This window comes from Gemmatimonadota bacterium, from assembly GCA_009841265.1.
In the GTDB taxonomy this organism is placed as follows: Bacteria; JAAXHH01; JAAXHH01; order JAAXHH01; family JAAXHH01; genus JAAXHH01.
In genome coordinates this window covers 1,189,191-1,205,247 of the sequence record VXMB01000009.1, presented here as the reverse complement: position 1 = coordinate 1,205,247, position 16,057 = coordinate 1,189,191, and the positions used below count along the sequence as shown (strand labels likewise).

Genomic DNA, 16,057 nt, shown 5'->3' with positions numbered 1-16,057 from the left:
GATTCCATGGAAATCTACTTCTTCCTCTTTTTCGCCATCGTAGCCGTCGCGAGCAGCGTGGCCATGATACTGCAGCGCAACCCGATCTACTGCGTGCTACTGCTCATCATGGTCATGATATCCATCGCCGGCCTGTACTTGATGCTGGACGCCCAGTTCGTCGCGATCATACAGATCGTCGTGTATGCCGGCGCCATCATGGTCCTCTTCCTCTTTGTCATCATGCTGCTGAACCTGAGCCGCGAGGAGGGCGGGGTGTTCCGGATTCAGAAACCGCTGGCCGTTCTCCTGGCCGCGCTGCTGTTCCTGCCGGTGGCGGCCATGATCATGTCCTATGCAGGCGGCGGAACGACCCCTCCGGCCGATGGCGGCGGAGCCGGTTTCGGCGAAGTGGAACAGATCGGAACGCTGTTGTTCACGAAATACCTGCTGCCCGTGGAGATCGCGGCCGTGCTCCTGCTGATCGCCATCGTGGGCGCCGTGGTGCTGACGCGCAAGGGCACCGTTTCCGTGGGCGAGTGAGGGGCTGACCTTGCCGGAGTCGACGAACCCATGATCCCTGTCACCTATTACCTGGTCCTGAGTGCCGTGCTCTTCCTGGTCGGCGCCACCGGCGTGCTGGTACGGCGGAACGCCATCATCGTGCTGATGGGCATCGAGTTGATGCTCAACGGGGCCAATCTCTCTTTCGTGGCCTTCGCCCGGCAGTTCGGCATGGCCGACGGCCACATCTACGTGTTCCTGGTGATTACCGTGGCGGCCGCCGAGGTGGCGATCGGCCTGGCCCTGGTGATCCTGCTGTTCCGCAACCGCGGAACGGTCAACATCGACGAGGTCCGGTCCCTGCGCTGGTAGCCGGCCCGGCCGGCCAGCCCTGGACCCTGCGTTAACCCCATGACCGAATCCTTCAGTTACGTCTGGCTGATCCCCTTTCTGCCCCTCCTTGGGGCCTTCATCAATGTATTCATCAACCGGAACCCCCGCGTATCCGGGATGATCGCCTGCGCCACGGTGGCCTTGTCCTTCCTGCTCGTGCTGGGGGTCTTCTTCCAGCTCATCGGACTGCCGGCAGGGGAACGCAGCGTCGACGTGGTCGTCTACTCGTGGATCACTTCGGGCACCTTCGCGGTGGACGTGGCCTTCCTGATCGATCCGCTTTCGACGGTCATGATGCTGGTGGTAACGGGGGTCGGCCTGCTGATCCACGTCTATTCCATAGGCTACATGGGCAAGGACGTCTGCTGCGTCCGGTATTTCTCCTATCTGAACCTGTTCATGTTCGCCATGCTCATCCTCGTGATGGGCAACAACTTCCTGCTGATGTTCGTCGGCTGGGAAGGGGTCGGGCTCTGTTCCTACCTGCTGATCGGGTTCTGGTGCGAAAGGCAGTCCGCCGCGAGCGCGGGCATGAAGGCCTTCGTGGTGAACCGCGTCGGCGATTTCGCCTTCATCCTGGGCCTGCTCCTGATCTTCCTGTACGCCGGCTCGCTCACCTATGCCGACGTGTTCGCGGCGGACCCGGCCGTGCTCGCCCCGGTCATCACGGCCGTCACCCTGCTGCTCTTCATCGGGGCCATGGGCAAGTCCGCCCAGGTGCCCCTCCACGTCTGGCTGCCGGACGCCATGGAAGGCCCCACGCCCGTCAGCGCGCTGATCCACGCGGCCACCATGGTGACCGCGGGCGTGTACATGGTCGCCCGGTGCCACGCGCTCTTCGCGCAGTCCGCCACGGCCATGACCGTCGTGGCCGTCGTCGGCGCGGTCACGGCCATCTTCGCCGCGTACATCGCCCTGACCCAGTACGACATCAAGCGCGTCCTGGCCTACTCCACCGTGAGCCAGCTGGGGTACATGTTCCTGGCCTGCGGCGTCGGCTACTTCACCGCGGGGATCTTCCACCTGGTCACCCACGCGTTCTTCAAGGCCCTGCTTTTCATGGGCGCGGGGAGCGTCATACACGCGCTGGAACACGCCCTGGAAAAGGGCAGGGACCCCCAGGACCTCCGCAACATGGGCGGGCTCCGCGATCTCATGCCGGTGACCTACAAATCCATGCTGCTGGCGACCCTGGCCATCGCGGGGGTCGCGCCGTTCGCGGGTTTCTTCAGCAAGGACCTGATCCTGCTGGGTGCCTTCGTCAACGCCCCCGTGCTGTGGGTGGTCGGCCTGGCCACCGGGGCTATGACCGCCTTTTACATGTTCCGGCTGCTTTTCATGACCTTCGGCGGTGAGACCAAGCTGAGCCGGGACGAGACCGAAAAGGTCCGCGAGTCGTCCCGCGTCATGACCATACCGCTGGTCCTGCTGGCCGTTCTTTCCACCGTGGGCGGATTCATCGGCATCCCCCACGTGTTCGCGGCGGGTATGGACCGGTTCGGCGGATTCCTTGCGCCGGTGTTCTCCGGTCTGCCGGAGGCGCAGGTTCCCTCCGCAAGCGTCGAGCTGGCCCTGATGGTCCTGGCCCTACTGGTGGCCGCGGCAGGTATCTGGGGTGCCTACACCGTATACATACGCGGCAACAGGGTTTTCGACCGCCTGGTGCCGAGAGCGCTGTATACGCTATCGCTGGAGAAGTTCTACGTGGATGAAATCTACGACGCCTTCATCGTGGGACCGGTGAGGAAGATCGCCCGGGGATGCTGGCGCATCCTGGATTCCGCGATCATCGACGGGGGACTGACCCTGGCCGCGCTGACGGTGCGCAGCATGGGGAACGCGATCCGGTATACGCAGACGGGGGTCGTTCAGAACTACGCGCTGATCATGGTCATCGGCGCGCTCGTCGTGTTCGCCTATATCACCGGTTACCTGGGACCGTAACCTGGGACCGTAACCCAAAGGATCCGAAGGTACTGTACATGACGGAACTGCCTTACCTGTCCCTCATCATCTGGCTGCCTGTCTTGGGCGCCGTCCTGCTCCTCTTCGTCAAAGGGGACACGGCCGCCCGTTGGGTGGGATTCGGCGTTTCGGCCCTGGTACTCGTCCTCTTCGCGGTCTGCTTCGGCGCCTTCAAGGCGCACCTGGGCGAACCGCAGTTCGTGGAGCAAATGCCCTGGATCGAGTCCCTGGGGGTGTCCTATCACGTCGGGGCGGACGGGATCAGCATCCTCCTCGCCGGGATCACCGCGCTCATGTGGCCCCTGGCCCTGCTCGGCACCTGGACGATCGTGAGCGAGCGGGTCCGGGCCTACCAGGTATTCATGCTGCTGATGGAAACCACCCTGATGGGCGTGTTCTTCTCCCTCGACCTGTTCCTGTTCTTCCTTTTCTGGGAAGGCATGTTGATCCCCATGTACTTCCTGATCGGCATCTGGGGTTATGAAAACAGCGCCCGGGCGGCCCTGAAATTCTTCCTGTTTGCCGTGTTCGGCAGCCTGCTCATGCTGGCCGCGGTCATCACGCTGGCCTTTCTCCACCACCAGGCCCACGACGTCCTCACCTTCGAGATGGCGGCGCTTTACCAGCTGTCCATACCGCCGGAGGTACAGTTCTGGCTCGCCCTCGCTTTCATCGCCGCCTTCGCGGTGAAGGTGCCCATGGTGCCCTTTCACACGTGGCTGCCCGATGCCATCGTCCTCGCCGTGGTGCTCGTCAAGATGGCGGCCTACGGGTTCATACGCCTGACCCTTCCGCTGTTCCCCGATGCCCTCACCGAGCTGGCGCCCCTGATGTGCGCCGTAGCGGCGGCCGGTATCGTCTACGGCGCACTGATCGCCCTGGCGCAATCGGATATCCGGCGGATGATCGCCTATTCGACGATCAGTCACGCGGGATTCGTCGTGCTGGGCGTATTCGCCTTGAACCAGCACGGCATACAGGGCGCGGTCGTCCACATCGTCAGCCTGGCGCTGTCCACGGGCGGACTGTTCCTGGCCGCCATGATGCTCGTGCAGCGCCGGAACACCTGGGACATGGAAGCGTACGGCGGGTTGTGGCACACGATTCCGGTGTTCTCCGCTTTCCTGCTCGTGTTTACCCTGGCCTCCGTGGGCCTGCCGGGCCTGAGCAGTTTCGTCGGAGAGTTTCTCATACTGGTCGGCGTGTTTCAGCAGAACATCCTGATCGCGGCCGTCGCGGCCACCGGGATAATCCTGGCGGCCGTCTACATGCTCAGGATGTACCGCAAGGTAGTCTTCGGTCCACTGACGAAGGAGGAGAACAGGGGAATCAGGGACCTGTCGTTCCGGGAGACGGCCGTGCTTGCCTGCATGACCCTCTTCATCATCTGGATCGGCGTGTATCCTAATCCTTTCTTGAGGACCATGGAGGCTTCGGTGCAGAAGTTGCTGGTCCAGACCCACCGTCTCGCCGAGACGCCACCGGCCGGGATGGTCCCTTCGTCCATCGAATCGCTGCCGGCTGGTCCGGTTGGACTGTCCGGTCCGGGTGGACTGTCCGGCCCTGCGGAGCCGGCCGGCCCTGATGCCACCCCTGAAACCAGCCAGGATACGCGATGAATACGGCCCTGCCCGCCATAAACCTCTTCGCCGTGATGCCGCAGATCATGCTCGTGTCCGCCGCGACCGTGGTCCTGATCGTCGGCCTGTTCGAACGGTTTCGCAAGGGGATCCCCTATCTTTCCCTGCTGCTCCTGGCGGTATCCGGCGTCATTGCCGTGAACCAGCTGGGCCGGGGACCCGTCGCCTTCTCGGACGTATCGCCCATGATGGTGATGGACGACTTCAGCCTGGTGGCCACCCTGGTGTTCATCGCCGGCGCCGTTTTGACCGTACTGATCTCCATCTCCTACGCCGAAGCCCGTTCCATCGACCGCGGGGAGTACTACGCACTGCTCATCTACGCCGTGTCCGGCATGAGCATGATGGCGGCGAGCACCGACCTTTTCACCTTTTTCCTGGGCCTGGAAGTACTCTCCATTTCGCTTTACGTGCTGATCGGCTTCGAACAGCGGGACGCCGGCTCGAACGAGGGTGCGCTCAAGTACTTCCTGCTGGGTGCCTTCGCCAGCGGTTTCATTCTTTACGGCATGGCCCTGCTTTATGGCGCGAGCGGCAGCACGGAGTACGAAGCCATCGCGCGCACGCTGGGCGAGGAGCGCAGCGACGCCGTGAATCTCCTGCTGCTCGGCGGATTGGGCCTGCTCCTGGTCGGGATCGGTTTCAAGATCTCCATGGTCCCGTTCCACGCCTGGACGCCGGACGTATACCAGGGCGCGCCGACGCCCGTCGCGGCCTTCCTGTCCACCGGTTCCAAGGCGGCCGCCTTCGTGGTGTTGATCCGGCTGCTCGGTTCGGTTTTTCCCGGCCTTCAGATGGAATGGATCCCGCTGATCTCGGTGCTGGCGGTCCTCACGATCGGCGTTGGCAACGTCGTGGCGCTGGTTCAGACGAACCTGAAGAGACTACTGGCCTACTCGAGCATCGCCCATGCCGGCTACATGCTGCTGCCGCTCATGGCCGACAGCCAGGACGGCAGCGCGAGCATCGTCTTCTACCTGATCGTGTACACGGCGATGAACCTGGGGGCCTTCGGGGTACTGGCCGTGCTTTCCGCCCGCGGGATTCCCTGCGCGACCATGGACGACCTGGCCGGCCTTGGAAGCCGCCGTCCGCTCGTCGCCGCGGTCATGGCCGTGGTCATGTTTTCCCTGGCCGGCATTCCGCCCACGGCCGGGTTCATGGCCAAGTTCTATCTCTTCAGTGCGCTGGTGTACGGAGGATACGTGGAATTGGCCGTGATCGGCCTGCTTTTCAGCGGCGTGTCGTTGTACTACTACCTCCGCGTCGTGGTTTGGATGTACATGCGGCCCGCGGCCGAAGCGCCGGCCGAAGCCGCCGGCCGCCTGTCCTACAGCGGCATGACCGCGCTTTGCCTCTCCGCCCTGGCCATCCTGGCCGTGGGCGTTTTCCCCTCCGAATTGCTTCAACTGGCCGAGCGGGCGGTCATGACGCTGCCGTAAGCCTGGCCGTTCCGCCGTTTCCGCCCATGGGCCGGCATCGGCGAATTGGGTTGACTTCCGGACGGTTTCACGCCATATATTCAGGTATTTCAGCGGGCGCCAACGCCAGCCAACCGGAGGGCATTCATAGACTTCCGAACCATCAGCGCGCCGGTCCAGGTCCATCTCGACCAGTTTGAGCAGAAGATCAGCGAGATCTCCCAGTCCGACGTGGAGGTCATCAATCAGATCTGGGCCCACCTGGTTCGCACCAAGGGCAAACGGCTGAGACCCGCGCTGGTATTCCTTTCGGCCTCGGCATACGGTACGCCGTGCCGGGAGACCATGCTGGCGGCGTTCATCATCGAGCTCTGCCACACCGCGACGCTGATTCACGACGACGTGGTGGACCGTGCGACCACGCGCCGCGGTCTGCCCACACTGAATTCCAAATGGGACAACCACGTCTCGGTGCTGATGGGCGACAACGTGATCGCCAGGGTGTTGACGCTGATCGCGAAACTCGACTGTTCGCGGATCACGGCGAAGATCGCGGCATGCGTGGAACGGCTGACCGAGGGCGAGTTGCACCAGGCCATCCGCCGGTTCAACATCCGGACGACCGAGGCGGAGTACTATCGCATCATCAGCAACAAGACGTCCTCGCTCATCGCGTGCGGGTGCGATTCCGGCGCATATCTCTCAAGCCGTTCGGCCGAGACGGCCTGCCGGTTCGGCGATTTCGGCGAGAAGCTCGGCATGGCTTTCCAGATCACGGATGACATCCTCAATTACACGGGAGACGAAGACATCATCGGAAAACCGAGGGGAAACGACTTCCGGGAAGGGACGGTCACCCTGCCGCTGATCCACGCCCTCCGGAACGCTACCACCGACGGTAACCGGCGCGTGGAGCAGTTAATGAAGGAGGAATGGAGCGACCGGGTCTGCGACGAGATCGTCGAGTTCGTCCACGTCCACGACGGCATCCGCTACGCGAAAGGCAAAGCGCTGGCCTACGCGGAGGAGGCCAAGCGGATCCTCGGCGACGAGCCGGAGAACCGGGCGAAGGACGCGCTTCTGAACATGGTCGACTACGCTATAGAACGGGATCGATGACGCAGGTATGGATACGATATCCGTAATCGTCATTACCTATAACGAAGAACCGCATATCGATACCTGTCTGCGAAGCGTGTACTGGGTGGACGAAATCGTGGTGGTGGACTGCGGAAGCACCGATCGGACGGTCGAGATCTGCAACGGCCACGACAAGGTCCGGTTGTATCAGGAAGACCGGCACGGCAGCGGACAGCAGAAGCAGCAGGCGCTGGACCGGGCGGTTTCCGAATGGGTGTTGAACCTGGACGCGGACGAGCGGCTCAGCGAGCCGCTTGAGTCGGAGATCCGAAGCCTTCTCGCGTCACCCGCATCCTGCGACGGTTATCATATGCCCAGGGAGAATTACTTCCTCTCCCGGCACATCCGCCATGCGGCCGGCTGGGGAGACGACCGGCCGCTCCGGCTGTTCCGCCGGTGCAAGACGAAGGTCACACGGACCCAGGTCCATGAGACCTTCGTCGTCGACGGGTCTACCGGCTGCCTCGATGCACCGCTTGTACACGATGCCTATACCAGCCTGTACCAGTATATCGAGAAGTTGAACGAGTACACGTCGATCGAGGTGAGGAACCGGCTGAAAGCGCGGCCGGACCGTAAGATAACCTGGGTGCACATCGCCCTCGCTCCCCTGGGCGCGTTCTGGAAGTTGTACGTGATGAAAAGAGGGTATCTGGATGGGATGCAAGGACTTCTGCTATGCCTTCTCTCATCGGTTTCGGTCATGTCCGGGTACGCGAAGACCTGGGAATACAGGATGTACAGGAAGCGGGGCGGCCGGATGTTCCCGCCCATACGAACCGAAGAGGTACGGACCCGCCAGCCGGGCTACAACCGGCTGATCCGGGGTGGCGACGACGAATTCAACTGGAAGGACGACTGACAACCGATGGGCTTTAAAGACTCCCTTTACAAGACGGCGTCCCGGTACGAGCCGGTTCAGCGGGTTCTGCGCAATGCCATCGTTGCGCGGAAACTGCGGTTTCCGGAAGTGATCAGTATCGAGGGGTCGAGTTACTGCAACGCCGACTGCATCATGTGCCCGCGTGAACTGTTGAGCCGCAAGAAGGGCAACATGCCCATGGACCTGTACCGCAAGATCATCGACGAATGTGCCGAAAACGCCCGGTACATCCGGCTCATACAACCCTTCATGTTCGGAGAGTCCTTCATCAACAAGAAACTCGTCGACATGATCGCGTATACGAAGCAAAAGCTGCCCCGCGTGCCGGTCAGCGTGAGCACCAACGGTTCCCTCATCACACCGCAGAAGGCGCAGGAGCTCATCGATTGTGGGCTGGACAAGATCAACATCGACATCGACGGGGCGACGGCGGAGACCTTCGAGGCGGTGCGCGTCGGGCTCGACTACGAACAGGTGGTGGAGAACGCGCGGTACTTGATGGAACTGAAGCGGTCCGTCCGCAGCAAGACGCCGGAAATCACGGTGACCATCATCAACATGGCCGAGACCCAGCACGAGATCGACGCGTTCAGGGACCTCTGGAAGCCCATCGCCGACCACGTGGTGGTGCAAAGCTACACCACCTGGACGGGCAGCGTGGAAGACAAGAACGTGGGCGACCAGGCCGAGGCGTCGGCCACCGGCGGTTTCACCTTCCCCTGCAAGCATCCCTGGGAGGAGTTCGTTATCGCGAACGACGGCCGGGTGTCCATCTGCTGTCTCGATTTCGACTTCAGGGTGGAAGTGGGCGACGTCTCGAAGCAGTCGATCAGGGAAGTCTGGAACGGTGCGCCGATCCAGGAGATCCGCCAGAAGATGATCGAGAACCGGTACGACGAACTCGAGATCTGCAGCCAGTGCAACAACTACATCTTCCAGACGGAATGCGCCTGGCACCAGGTGTGGAAGTGATGCCGGCGTAAGTGATACCGGCGGGCCCGCCTGTATATCCGTAAGCGTCCCCGATCCGATCCCGATCCCCGATTCCATCGATTAGAGGATTGCCATGGCCGGCATAGCGCCCGCGCGCATCCTGCAGGTATGCTCCTCCCTGGCCTGGGGCGGTACGGAGATGCACGTTCCGATCCTGTCGGGAAAACTCCGGGACCGCGGTCACGACGTGCGCCTGGTGCTTCATCCAAAGGGATCGATTGCCGGCGAGGCCCGTGAACAGGGCTTCACGGTGGAAACCGTCCCCATCGGCGGTTACGTGAACCCCCTTTCGACGTGCGCGCTGCGGCGCTACATCCGCCGCTTCCGGCCCGCCGTCCTCCATCTCCACCTGTCCCGCGACCTCTGGCAAGCCGTGCCGGCCGCGCGGCTGGCGGGGTTCGGGGGACCGCTACTGCTTACCAAGCACGTCGGTTCCTACGTAACGAAGAAGGACCCGCTGCACCGCTGGCTGTACCGGCGCGTTTCCCGCGTCATCACGGTATCGGAGACGCTGAACAGGAACGTGCGGGAGACCTGTCCCGTCCCGCCGGACCGCGTGGTGACGGTGCATCCGGCCCTGGACCTGGAACGGTTCGATCCGTCCCTCTACGACCGGGAAGACACGAGAAGATCGCTCGGAATCGTCTCCGAAGCCATGTTGGTGGGGACCGTGGGCCGAGTGTCTCCTGGCAAGGGCTACGAGGAGTTCCTGCAGGCCGCCCGGATGCTCCGGGACCGCCATCCGGAGATGTCCCTGCGGTTCGTCGTGGTGGGCGAGGCAAGTTACGGCGAGGAAGCGTACCACGTCGGAATCGTTCAACGTGCCCGGGAACTCGGCCTCGGTGAGTCCGTGCTGTTCACGGGCTTCAGGCGTGACATTCCCGCCTTGCTGAACGCCATGGACGTTTTTATATTCCCCTCCAGAGCAGAGGGTTTCGGCGCGACGGTCATCGAGGCGATGGCCATGGGCGTGGCCTGTGTATCGACCCGGTCGGACGGTACGCTGGACACCGTGGAGGAAGGCGAAACGGGCCTGGTCTTCCAGGGAGGCGACGCGGAGGGGCTTGCACAGTCGGTCGAATCGCTGCTGATGGACGAGCGTCTGCGCGAGCGTATCGCGGAGACCGGCCGTGCACGGGCCAGGGCACGCTTCAATCTCGACACCATGACCGACCGGGTGGAAGCGCTCTACGCCGCCTCAATGGCTCCTCCCGCCTGACCCTCTAATCGACCCCCCATGAATCTGTATCTCCGAGTACTTTCATACGTAAAACCCTACTGGTATTTCATGGCCGGCGCCATGGTATGCATGGCCTGTTTCGCGCTGACCAGCAGCGCCACGGTCTGGGTGGCCCTGCCCTTTCTGCAGACCCTCTTCAGTCAGGAAACCGTACAGACGGTGCAGGGCGGGCAGCCTGGCCAAGCCGGGCAGGGCGGACAACCCGGGCAGGGCGGGCAGCTCGACATGGCGCAGGATTCGGCGAACCGGCTGGAACAGCGCACCGGGATGACGGGCCTGCGCGAGACGTTGAAGGAACGCACCAACGACCTGATCAGGAGGCCGACCAAGCAGGCAACCCTCGAGCGCCTCTGCCTGATCATCCTGTTCATCCTCCTGCTCAAGAACATCAGCAGTTACCTGCAGGCCTACCTGATGGCCTACGCCGAGAACGGGGTCATCAAAGACCTCAGGAACCACCTGTATATCCATCTGCACCGCCTTTCCCTGTCCTATTTCCACCGGGAACGTACGGGAGAGCTCATCTCCCGCGTGTCCTACGACGTCATGAAGATCAACGGCACCATCTCGGCCGCCTTCGGCACGCTGGTCAAGGAACCCATGCTGGTCGTGGTCTTCCTCGCGATCCTCCTGATCCTCAGCTGGCAGTTGACGCTGGTCTCGCTGGTGCTGCTTCCCCTGAGCGTCCTCGTCATTACCACGGTAGGCAGGCGCCTTCGGCGGAGCAGCACGGCTTCCCAGGAGGCCATGGCCGACATGACCTCGACGATCCAGGAGACCGTGGCCGGCGTGCGGGTGGTCAAGGCCTTCAACATGGAGTCCTTCGAAATCGGCAAGTTCAAGCGGCAGACGCAACACTACTTCCGCACGCTGCTCCGCCTGACTCACATGCACAACCTGGCCAGCCCCATTACGGAGATCCTGGGCAGCGCCGTGGGCCTGGCGATCCTCTGGTACGGCGGGCGGCAGGTGCTGGAAGGCGGCCTGCTGGCGCCCGAGGACTTCCTGACCTTCTTCCTGGCCCTCTTTTCGATGATGAAACCGGTCAAGGAACTCGGCCAGGTGCACAACCGGATCCAGGAAGGGATCGCCGCCGCCGACCGCGTGTTTTCAGTGCTGGACACGGCCCCGGAGATCACGGACGCTCCAGGTGCGGTCCCGCTGCCCGACCTGCGGCGGGAGATCCGGCTCGATCGCGTTACTTTCCGGTACGATACGGTCTCCGATCCCGCCCTGGAAGAGATCGACCTGGTGGTCCGATCAGGCGAGACCGTGGCGCTCGTGGGACCCAGCGGCGGCGGCAAGTCCACCCTGGTGGATCTCGTTGCGCGGTTCTACGATCCGACCGGGGGGCGCATCGAAATCGACGGGAAAGAACTGCGTACGGTCACTGTGGCCTCCCTCCGGGAGAAGATGGGCATCGTGACCCAGGACGTGATCCTCTTCAACGACACGGTCCGCAACAACATCGCCTACGGCGTGGCCGACATGCCCCTGGACCGGATACAGTCCGCCGCGGCCGCCGCGAACGCGGACGCCTTCATCGAGCAGTTGCCCGATGGGTACGATACGTTTCTCGGGGAGCGGGGCGTGCGGCTTTCCGGGGGGCAGCGCCAGCGCATCGCCATCGCACGGGCCATCCTGAAGGATCCCCAGATCCTCATATTCGACGAGGCCACGTCCAGCCTGGACACCGAGTCCGAGCTGCTGGTCCAGGAGGCCATCGACCGGCTGATGAAGGGCAGGACGGCCCTGGTCATCGCCCATCGCCTTTCGACGGTGCAGAAGGCGGACCGGGTGGTCGTAGTCGACCGCGGCCGGATCGTGCAGGCCGGCGTCCACGGGTCGCTGATCCAGGAAGACGGCCTGTACCGGAAGCTCTACAACCTGCAGTTCCGGGACCAGGAACCGGTGGCGGAATAACGGACGGGCGATGATGTGGTATCCTATCGAAAAGCGGCTCAAGACCCGGGTGCTCAAATGGCTGGCCAGACATCCCCTGGGCAAACGCCGCGCGCCGCCCGGCGAGGTCGATACGGATCGCATCAACCGGATTTTGATTATCCGGCAACACGATCAGTTCGGCGATTTCCTGCTGACCACCCCCGCGATCCACGCGCTGCGGGCGCGGTTTCCCAACGCGCACATCACCCTGGTAGTCCGCGCGTACCTGTACCCCGTGGCCCGAAACAATCCGGACGTGGACGAGGTCCTGCTATTCCACGAATCCGGTTTCCGCTGGCGGCCCCGGGACATCCGGTCTTTCGTCGATCTCATGCGAAACCCCGTCGACCTCGCCGTCGTGTTCAACACGGTTTCCCATTCCCTGTCCAGCGACCTCATCGCCTGGCTTTCGGGCGCTTCCGTGGTCATGGGACCCGAAACACCCACCTTCGACCACCTCGACCACAATCCCTTCTACACGATCAATGTACCCGTGAATCCGGAACCCAGGCACCAGATCCAGTGGAACCTGGACGTGGTGCGGCACGTGGGCGCCGATACGGACGACCTGTCCTACCGTTACGCCATGACCGCGGAAGAACGGGCGGCCGGCCGGGCGGTGATCGATGGCCTGGACGGGGATCCCGGGAAGCCCGGAGGCCCCGTGGTTGCCGTCCACTTCGGCACCGGGGACGCGAGGAAGCGGTACCCCGTGGAGCAGCTGGCCAGCGTCTGCGATGAGTTGGCCGCCCGGCGTTCCGCCCGGATCCTGGTCATCCCGGCACCGGGAGAAGAAGGACTGCTGCGCGCACTGCGCGATGCGGCATCCGCTCAGTTGCACAGCGCGCCGCCCCTGTCGCTGCGGGAGGTCGCCGGCGTGATCCGCGCCGCGGACCTGCTCGTATGCAACGACACCGGGGTCCTCCACCTGGCCGCCGCCGTGGAGACGCCGACCCTGTCCTTCCACGCCACCAGCGATCCGGCCTTCTGGAAGCCGCCCGGTCGAAGGCACCGCGCCTTCTACGCCGCCAGTCAACGGATCGAGGAGATCCCGCCGGACCGCGTGTGCCGCGAAATCACCGCCATGCTCGACGATTCCGGCAGCGGCGAAACGGGCGAGATCATCCGGGTCTGAACCCGGTCCGGGACGGCCTAATTCACTTGACACGACCCCTGCCCGTCCATACCATGTTGCCCGCTCAGGCGAACGCCTCCATGGCACGGGAACGGGTGAACATGGCGACCAAACTCGATCTGGGCTGCGGACCTTTCGGGAAGCTGGAAGGGGCCGTCGGCCTGGACATCAACGATGCGGCGCACGTGGACGTCGTGCACAGCCTGGACGACTACCCCTATCCCTTCGACGACGCACAGTTCGATCACGTCGAGATGTCACATATCCTGGAGCACATCCTCCAGCCGGCCAGGGCCATGGACGAAGTGTACCGCATCGCGCGGCCCGGGGCTTCGATCCGCATCGTCACGCCCCACTACTCGTCGCAGCTGTCCTATGGCGACCTGACGCACTATCATCACTTCGGCTACGTGACCATTACCCAGATGTGCAGGGACGGGCGGTTTCGAATGGACGAATGCAGGCTGATCTTCAGCGACGTCTACCGGGTGCTGGGCATCAGCCTGATCGCCAACTGGTTTCCCCGCAGATGGGAGAAATACCTCGCGTTCATCTTCCCCGGCATGTACGTGGAGGCGAAACTGACCGTGGTCAAGCCCTGAACGGAAAGGGATGAACCGGAGGACCGACATGTCTGATTCGACGAAAGCCGCCGGCAGCAGGGCCGCCGCGGCGCTCAGCCGTTACTGGCGGGCGAACATACGGATCATGGCCGTGCTGCTCGCGCTGTGGGCCCTGGCCGGACTGGGGGCCGGCATTCTGTTCGCGGACACGCTCAACGCGTACCGCATATCCGGCACCGGCTTTCCCCTGGGGTTCTGGTTCGCCCACCAGGGCAGCATCATCGTCTTCGTGCTGCTCATACTGGCCTACTGCCTGTACATGAACCGCCTGGACAATCGGCACCGCCGGGAACTCGAAACCACCAGACAGGAAGGGTAGACGCGGCCGATGTCGGTACAGGCTTGGACCTATTTCTTCGTAGCCCTCTCATTCGGTCTCTACCTCTTTATCGCGTGGCGGACCCGGGTCCGGGACACCCGGGGCTTCTATGTCGCCGGACGGGGCGTGCCCGCGGCGGCCAACGGCATGGCCACGGCCGCCGACTGGATGAGCGCGGCGTCCTTCATTTCCATGGCCGGGCTGATTTCCACGATGGGATACGCCGGCGGCGTCTATCTCATGGGCTGGACGGGCGGTTACGTCCTGCTGGCGCTGCTGCTCGCGCCGTACCTCCGGAAATTCGGCCACTATACCGTGCCGGACTTCGTGGGAGACCGCTTCGCGTCGGACCTCGCGCGCGTGGTGGCCGTCTCGTGCGCAATTTTCATCAGCTTTACCTACGTGGCGGGGCAGATGCGCGGCGTGGGCGTCGTCTTCAGCCGGTTCCTCGAGGTGGACATCCATATCGGCGTCATCATCGGGATGGCCATTGTCTTCATCTACGCCACGCTCGGAGGGATGAAGGGCATCACGTGGACCCAGGTCGCCCAGTACTGGGTGCTCATCACCGCCTTTCTCATCCCCGCCATCGCCATCAGCATCAAGCTCACGGGTAGTCCCCTGCCGCAGGCGGGCCTCGGCAGCACGCTGGAGCCTTCGATCGCGGGCGAGACGGGCGTATACCTGCTGGAGAAGCTCAACCAGATACAGGCCGACCTGGGGTTCAGCAGCTACACGGCCACCTTCGTGGGGGGGTGGGACAAGGTCAACGTATTCTGCGTAGCCCTTGCCCTCATGGTGGGCACGGCGGGCCTGCCCCACGTGCTCGTCCGGTTCTATACCGTCAAGTCGGTCAAGGCGGCGCGCTGGAGCGCCTTCTGGGCGCTGCTGTTCATCTCCCTGCTCTACCTTACGGCGCCCGCGACCGCTGCCTTCGCGCGGTACTACATGATCGACAGTCTGAACGGGAAGACCGTGCAGGAACTGCCTTCGTGGTTCGAGAACTGGGAGAAGACCGGCCTGATCCTGTGGATGGACGACGGAGACGGCGTCATGCGGTATTCGGCCGGTGACGACAACGAGATTTTTCGCGGCGGGTCCCTGTCGCACACGGAACTGTCCTCCATACAGGTCGACCACCGGGCCTGGCTCGATTCGGACGGCGCCGCGGGGGCGGATGGGCGCACGGCCCTCAGGGCCCGGGGGCTTTCCGGTCCGGACCGTGACATTATCGTGTTGGCGACGCCGGAAATGGCCGAACTGGCCAGCTGGATCATCGCGCTCGTCGCGGCTGGCGGTCTGGCGGCGGCCCTGTCCACGGCCAGCGGGCTGCTGCTCGTTATTTCGTCCAGTGTTTCCCACGACCTGTACTACCGCGTACTGCGCCCGAACGCGAGCGAGAGCCAGCGTCTTTCCGTGGGCCGTAGCGTGATCGGCGTAGCCGTGATCGTGGCCGGTGTATTCGGTATCTACCCGCCGGGTTTCGTCAGCCAGGTGGTAGCCTTCGCCTTCGGCCTCGCCGCCGCGAGCTTCTTCCCCGCCATCGTACTGGGCATTTTCAGCAAGCGCGTGGGTACGATACCCGCCGTGTGCGGAATCCTGGCCGGTATCGGCTTTACGGCTTTCTACATCATCGCGTGCGTGTTCTTCGGCATGGAAACCTGGACCTTCGGACTGTTCGCCAACGGCATCAGTCCCCAGGGGATCGGGACGATCGGCATGCTGATCAACTTCGCCGTGACCCTGGGGCTCACGTCGCTTTTCCCCAGGCCCGGCAAGGAAATCGAGGCCATGGTCGACTCGGTCAGGGAACCGGAAGACGCGGGACCCGCGGTGATGATCGAATCGGCCCCGGAACATTGATCCCCGGGAGCCGGC

The 16,057-nt window shown here is 63.4% G+C and carries 14 protein-coding genes; all 14 read left to right on the top strand.

All coding sequences use genetic code 11. The features are described 5' to 3' along the window. The first annotated feature begins 6 nt into the window (after positions 1-6). The 14 genes from F4X08_10105 to F4X08_10040 all read left to right on the top strand — a co-directional run bounded on the left by F4X08_10105 (position 7) and on the right by F4X08_10040 (position 16,042). Positions 7-522: an NADH-quinone oxidoreductase subunit J gene (locus tag F4X08_10105; GenBank protein MYD26153.1), complete on the top strand. Its 516-nt coding sequence runs from the start codon at positions 7-9 to the stop codon at positions 520-522. 30 nt (positions 523-552) lie between these two features. Beyond that, positions 553-855, top strand: coding sequence for an NADH-quinone oxidoreductase subunit NuoK (gene nuoK / locus F4X08_10100; protein MYD26152.1), 303 nt, complete (start codon positions 553-555; stop codon positions 853-855). 39 nt (positions 856-894) lie between these two features. Further along, positions 895-2,820: an NADH-quinone oxidoreductase subunit L gene (nuoL, locus tag F4X08_10095; GenBank protein ID MYD26151.1), complete on the top strand. Its 1,926-nt coding sequence runs from the start codon at positions 895-897 to the stop codon at positions 2,818-2,820. 38 nt (positions 2,821-2,858) lie between these two features. Next, positions 2,859-4,460 carry an NADH-quinone oxidoreductase subunit M gene (locus F4X08_10090; protein ID MYD26150.1) on the top strand — a complete coding sequence of 534 codons (1,602 nt, stop codon included), beginning with the start codon at positions 2,859-2,861 and terminating at the stop codon, positions 4,458-4,460. Next, the gene (locus F4X08_10085) at positions 4,457-5,923 is read left to right on the top strand and encodes an NADH-quinone oxidoreductase subunit N (protein ID MYD26149.1); all 1,467 of its coding nucleotides are present in this window, start codon (positions 4,457-4,459) and stop codon (positions 5,921-5,923) included. Before F4X08_10090 ends, F4X08_10085 begins: the two co-directional genes overlap by 4 nt. Positions 5,924-6,001: 78 nt before the next feature. After that, positions 6,002-7,021: a polyprenyl synthetase family protein gene (locus tag F4X08_10080; GenBank protein MYD26148.1), complete on the top strand. Its 1,020-nt coding sequence runs from the start codon at positions 6,002-6,004 to the stop codon at positions 7,019-7,021. A gap of 7 nt (positions 7,022-7,028) precedes the next feature. After that, a complete protein-coding gene (locus tag F4X08_10075) occupies positions 7,029-7,904 on the top strand; it encodes a glycosyltransferase family 2 protein (protein MYD26147.1) in 876 nt (291 codons plus the stop codon). A 6-nt stretch (positions 7,905-7,910) separates the two neighbouring features. Continuing rightward, positions 7,911-8,897 carry a radical SAM protein gene (locus F4X08_10070; GenBank protein MYD26146.1) on the top strand — a complete coding sequence of 329 codons (987 nt, stop codon included), beginning with the start codon at positions 7,911-7,913 and terminating at the stop codon, positions 8,895-8,897. A gap of 94 nt (positions 8,898-8,991) precedes the next feature. Further along, on the top strand, positions 8,992-10,137 hold the full coding sequence (locus F4X08_10065) for a glycosyltransferase family 4 protein (protein ID MYD26145.1): 1,146 nt from the start codon (positions 8,992-8,994) through the stop codon (positions 10,135-10,137). A gap of 18 nt (positions 10,138-10,155) precedes the next feature. Beyond that, positions 10,156-12,081: an ATP-binding cassette domain-containing protein gene (locus tag F4X08_10060; GenBank protein MYD26144.1), complete on the top strand. Its 1,926-nt coding sequence runs from the start codon at positions 10,156-10,158 to the stop codon at positions 12,079-12,081. 10 nt (positions 12,082-12,091) lie between these two features. Next, positions 12,092-13,237, top strand: a complete 1,146-nt coding sequence (locus F4X08_10055; protein MYD26143.1) for a glycosyltransferase family 9 protein — start codon at positions 12,092-12,094, stop codon at positions 13,235-13,237. Between the two features lie 26 nt (positions 13,238-13,263). Further along, the gene (locus F4X08_10050) at positions 13,264-13,839 is read left to right on the top strand and encodes a class I SAM-dependent methyltransferase (GenBank protein MYD26142.1); all 576 of its coding nucleotides are present in this window, start codon (positions 13,264-13,266) and stop codon (positions 13,837-13,839) included. A 28-nt stretch (positions 13,840-13,867) separates the two neighbouring features. Beyond that, on the top strand, positions 13,868-14,179 hold the full coding sequence (locus tag F4X08_10045; GenBank protein MYD26141.1) for a DUF4212 domain-containing protein: 312 nt from the start codon (positions 13,868-13,870) through the stop codon (positions 14,177-14,179). 9 nt (positions 14,180-14,188) lie between these two features. Continuing rightward, positions 14,189-16,042: a cation acetate symporter gene (locus F4X08_10040; GenBank protein ID MYD26140.1), complete on the top strand. Its 1,854-nt coding sequence runs from the start codon at positions 14,189-14,191 to the stop codon at positions 16,040-16,042. Positions 16,043-16,057 lie beyond the last annotated feature (15 nt).

Coding starts and splice junctions, on each gene's coding strand:
- F4X08_10105 (MYD26153.1), top strand. CDS start 7: ATGGAAATCTACTTCTTCCTCTTTTTCGCCATCGTAGCCGTCGCGAGC.
- nuoK (MYD26152.1), top strand. CDS start 553: ATGATCCCTGTCACCTATTACCTGGTCCTGAGTGCCGTGCTCTTCCTG.
- nuoL (MYD26151.1), top strand. CDS start 895: ATGACCGAATCCTTCAGTTACGTCTGGCTGATCCCCTTTCTGCCCCTC.
- F4X08_10090 (MYD26150.1), top strand. CDS start 2,859: ATGACGGAACTGCCTTACCTGTCCCTCATCATCTGGCTGCCTGTCTTG.
- F4X08_10085 (MYD26149.1), top strand. CDS start 4,457: ATGAATACGGCCCTGCCCGCCATAAACCTCTTCGCCGTGATGCCGCAG.
- F4X08_10075 (MYD26147.1), top strand. CDS start 7,029: ATGGATACGATATCCGTAATCGTCATTACCTATAACGAAGAACCGCAT.
- F4X08_10070 (MYD26146.1), top strand. CDS start 7,911: ATGGGCTTTAAAGACTCCCTTTACAAGACGGCGTCCCGGTACGAGCCG.
- F4X08_10065 (MYD26145.1), top strand. CDS start 8,992: ATGGCCGGCATAGCGCCCGCGCGCATCCTGCAGGTATGCTCCTCCCTG.
- F4X08_10060 (MYD26144.1), top strand. CDS start 10,156: ATGAATCTGTATCTCCGAGTACTTTCATACGTAAAACCCTACTGGTAT.
- F4X08_10055 (MYD26143.1), top strand. CDS start 12,092: ATGATGTGGTATCCTATCGAAAAGCGGCTCAAGACCCGGGTGCTCAAA.
- F4X08_10045 (MYD26141.1), top strand. CDS start 13,868: ATGTCTGATTCGACGAAAGCCGCCGGCAGCAGGGCCGCCGCGGCGCTC.
- F4X08_10040 (MYD26140.1), top strand. CDS start 14,189: ATGTCGGTACAGGCTTGGACCTATTTCTTCGTAGCCCTCTCATTCGGT.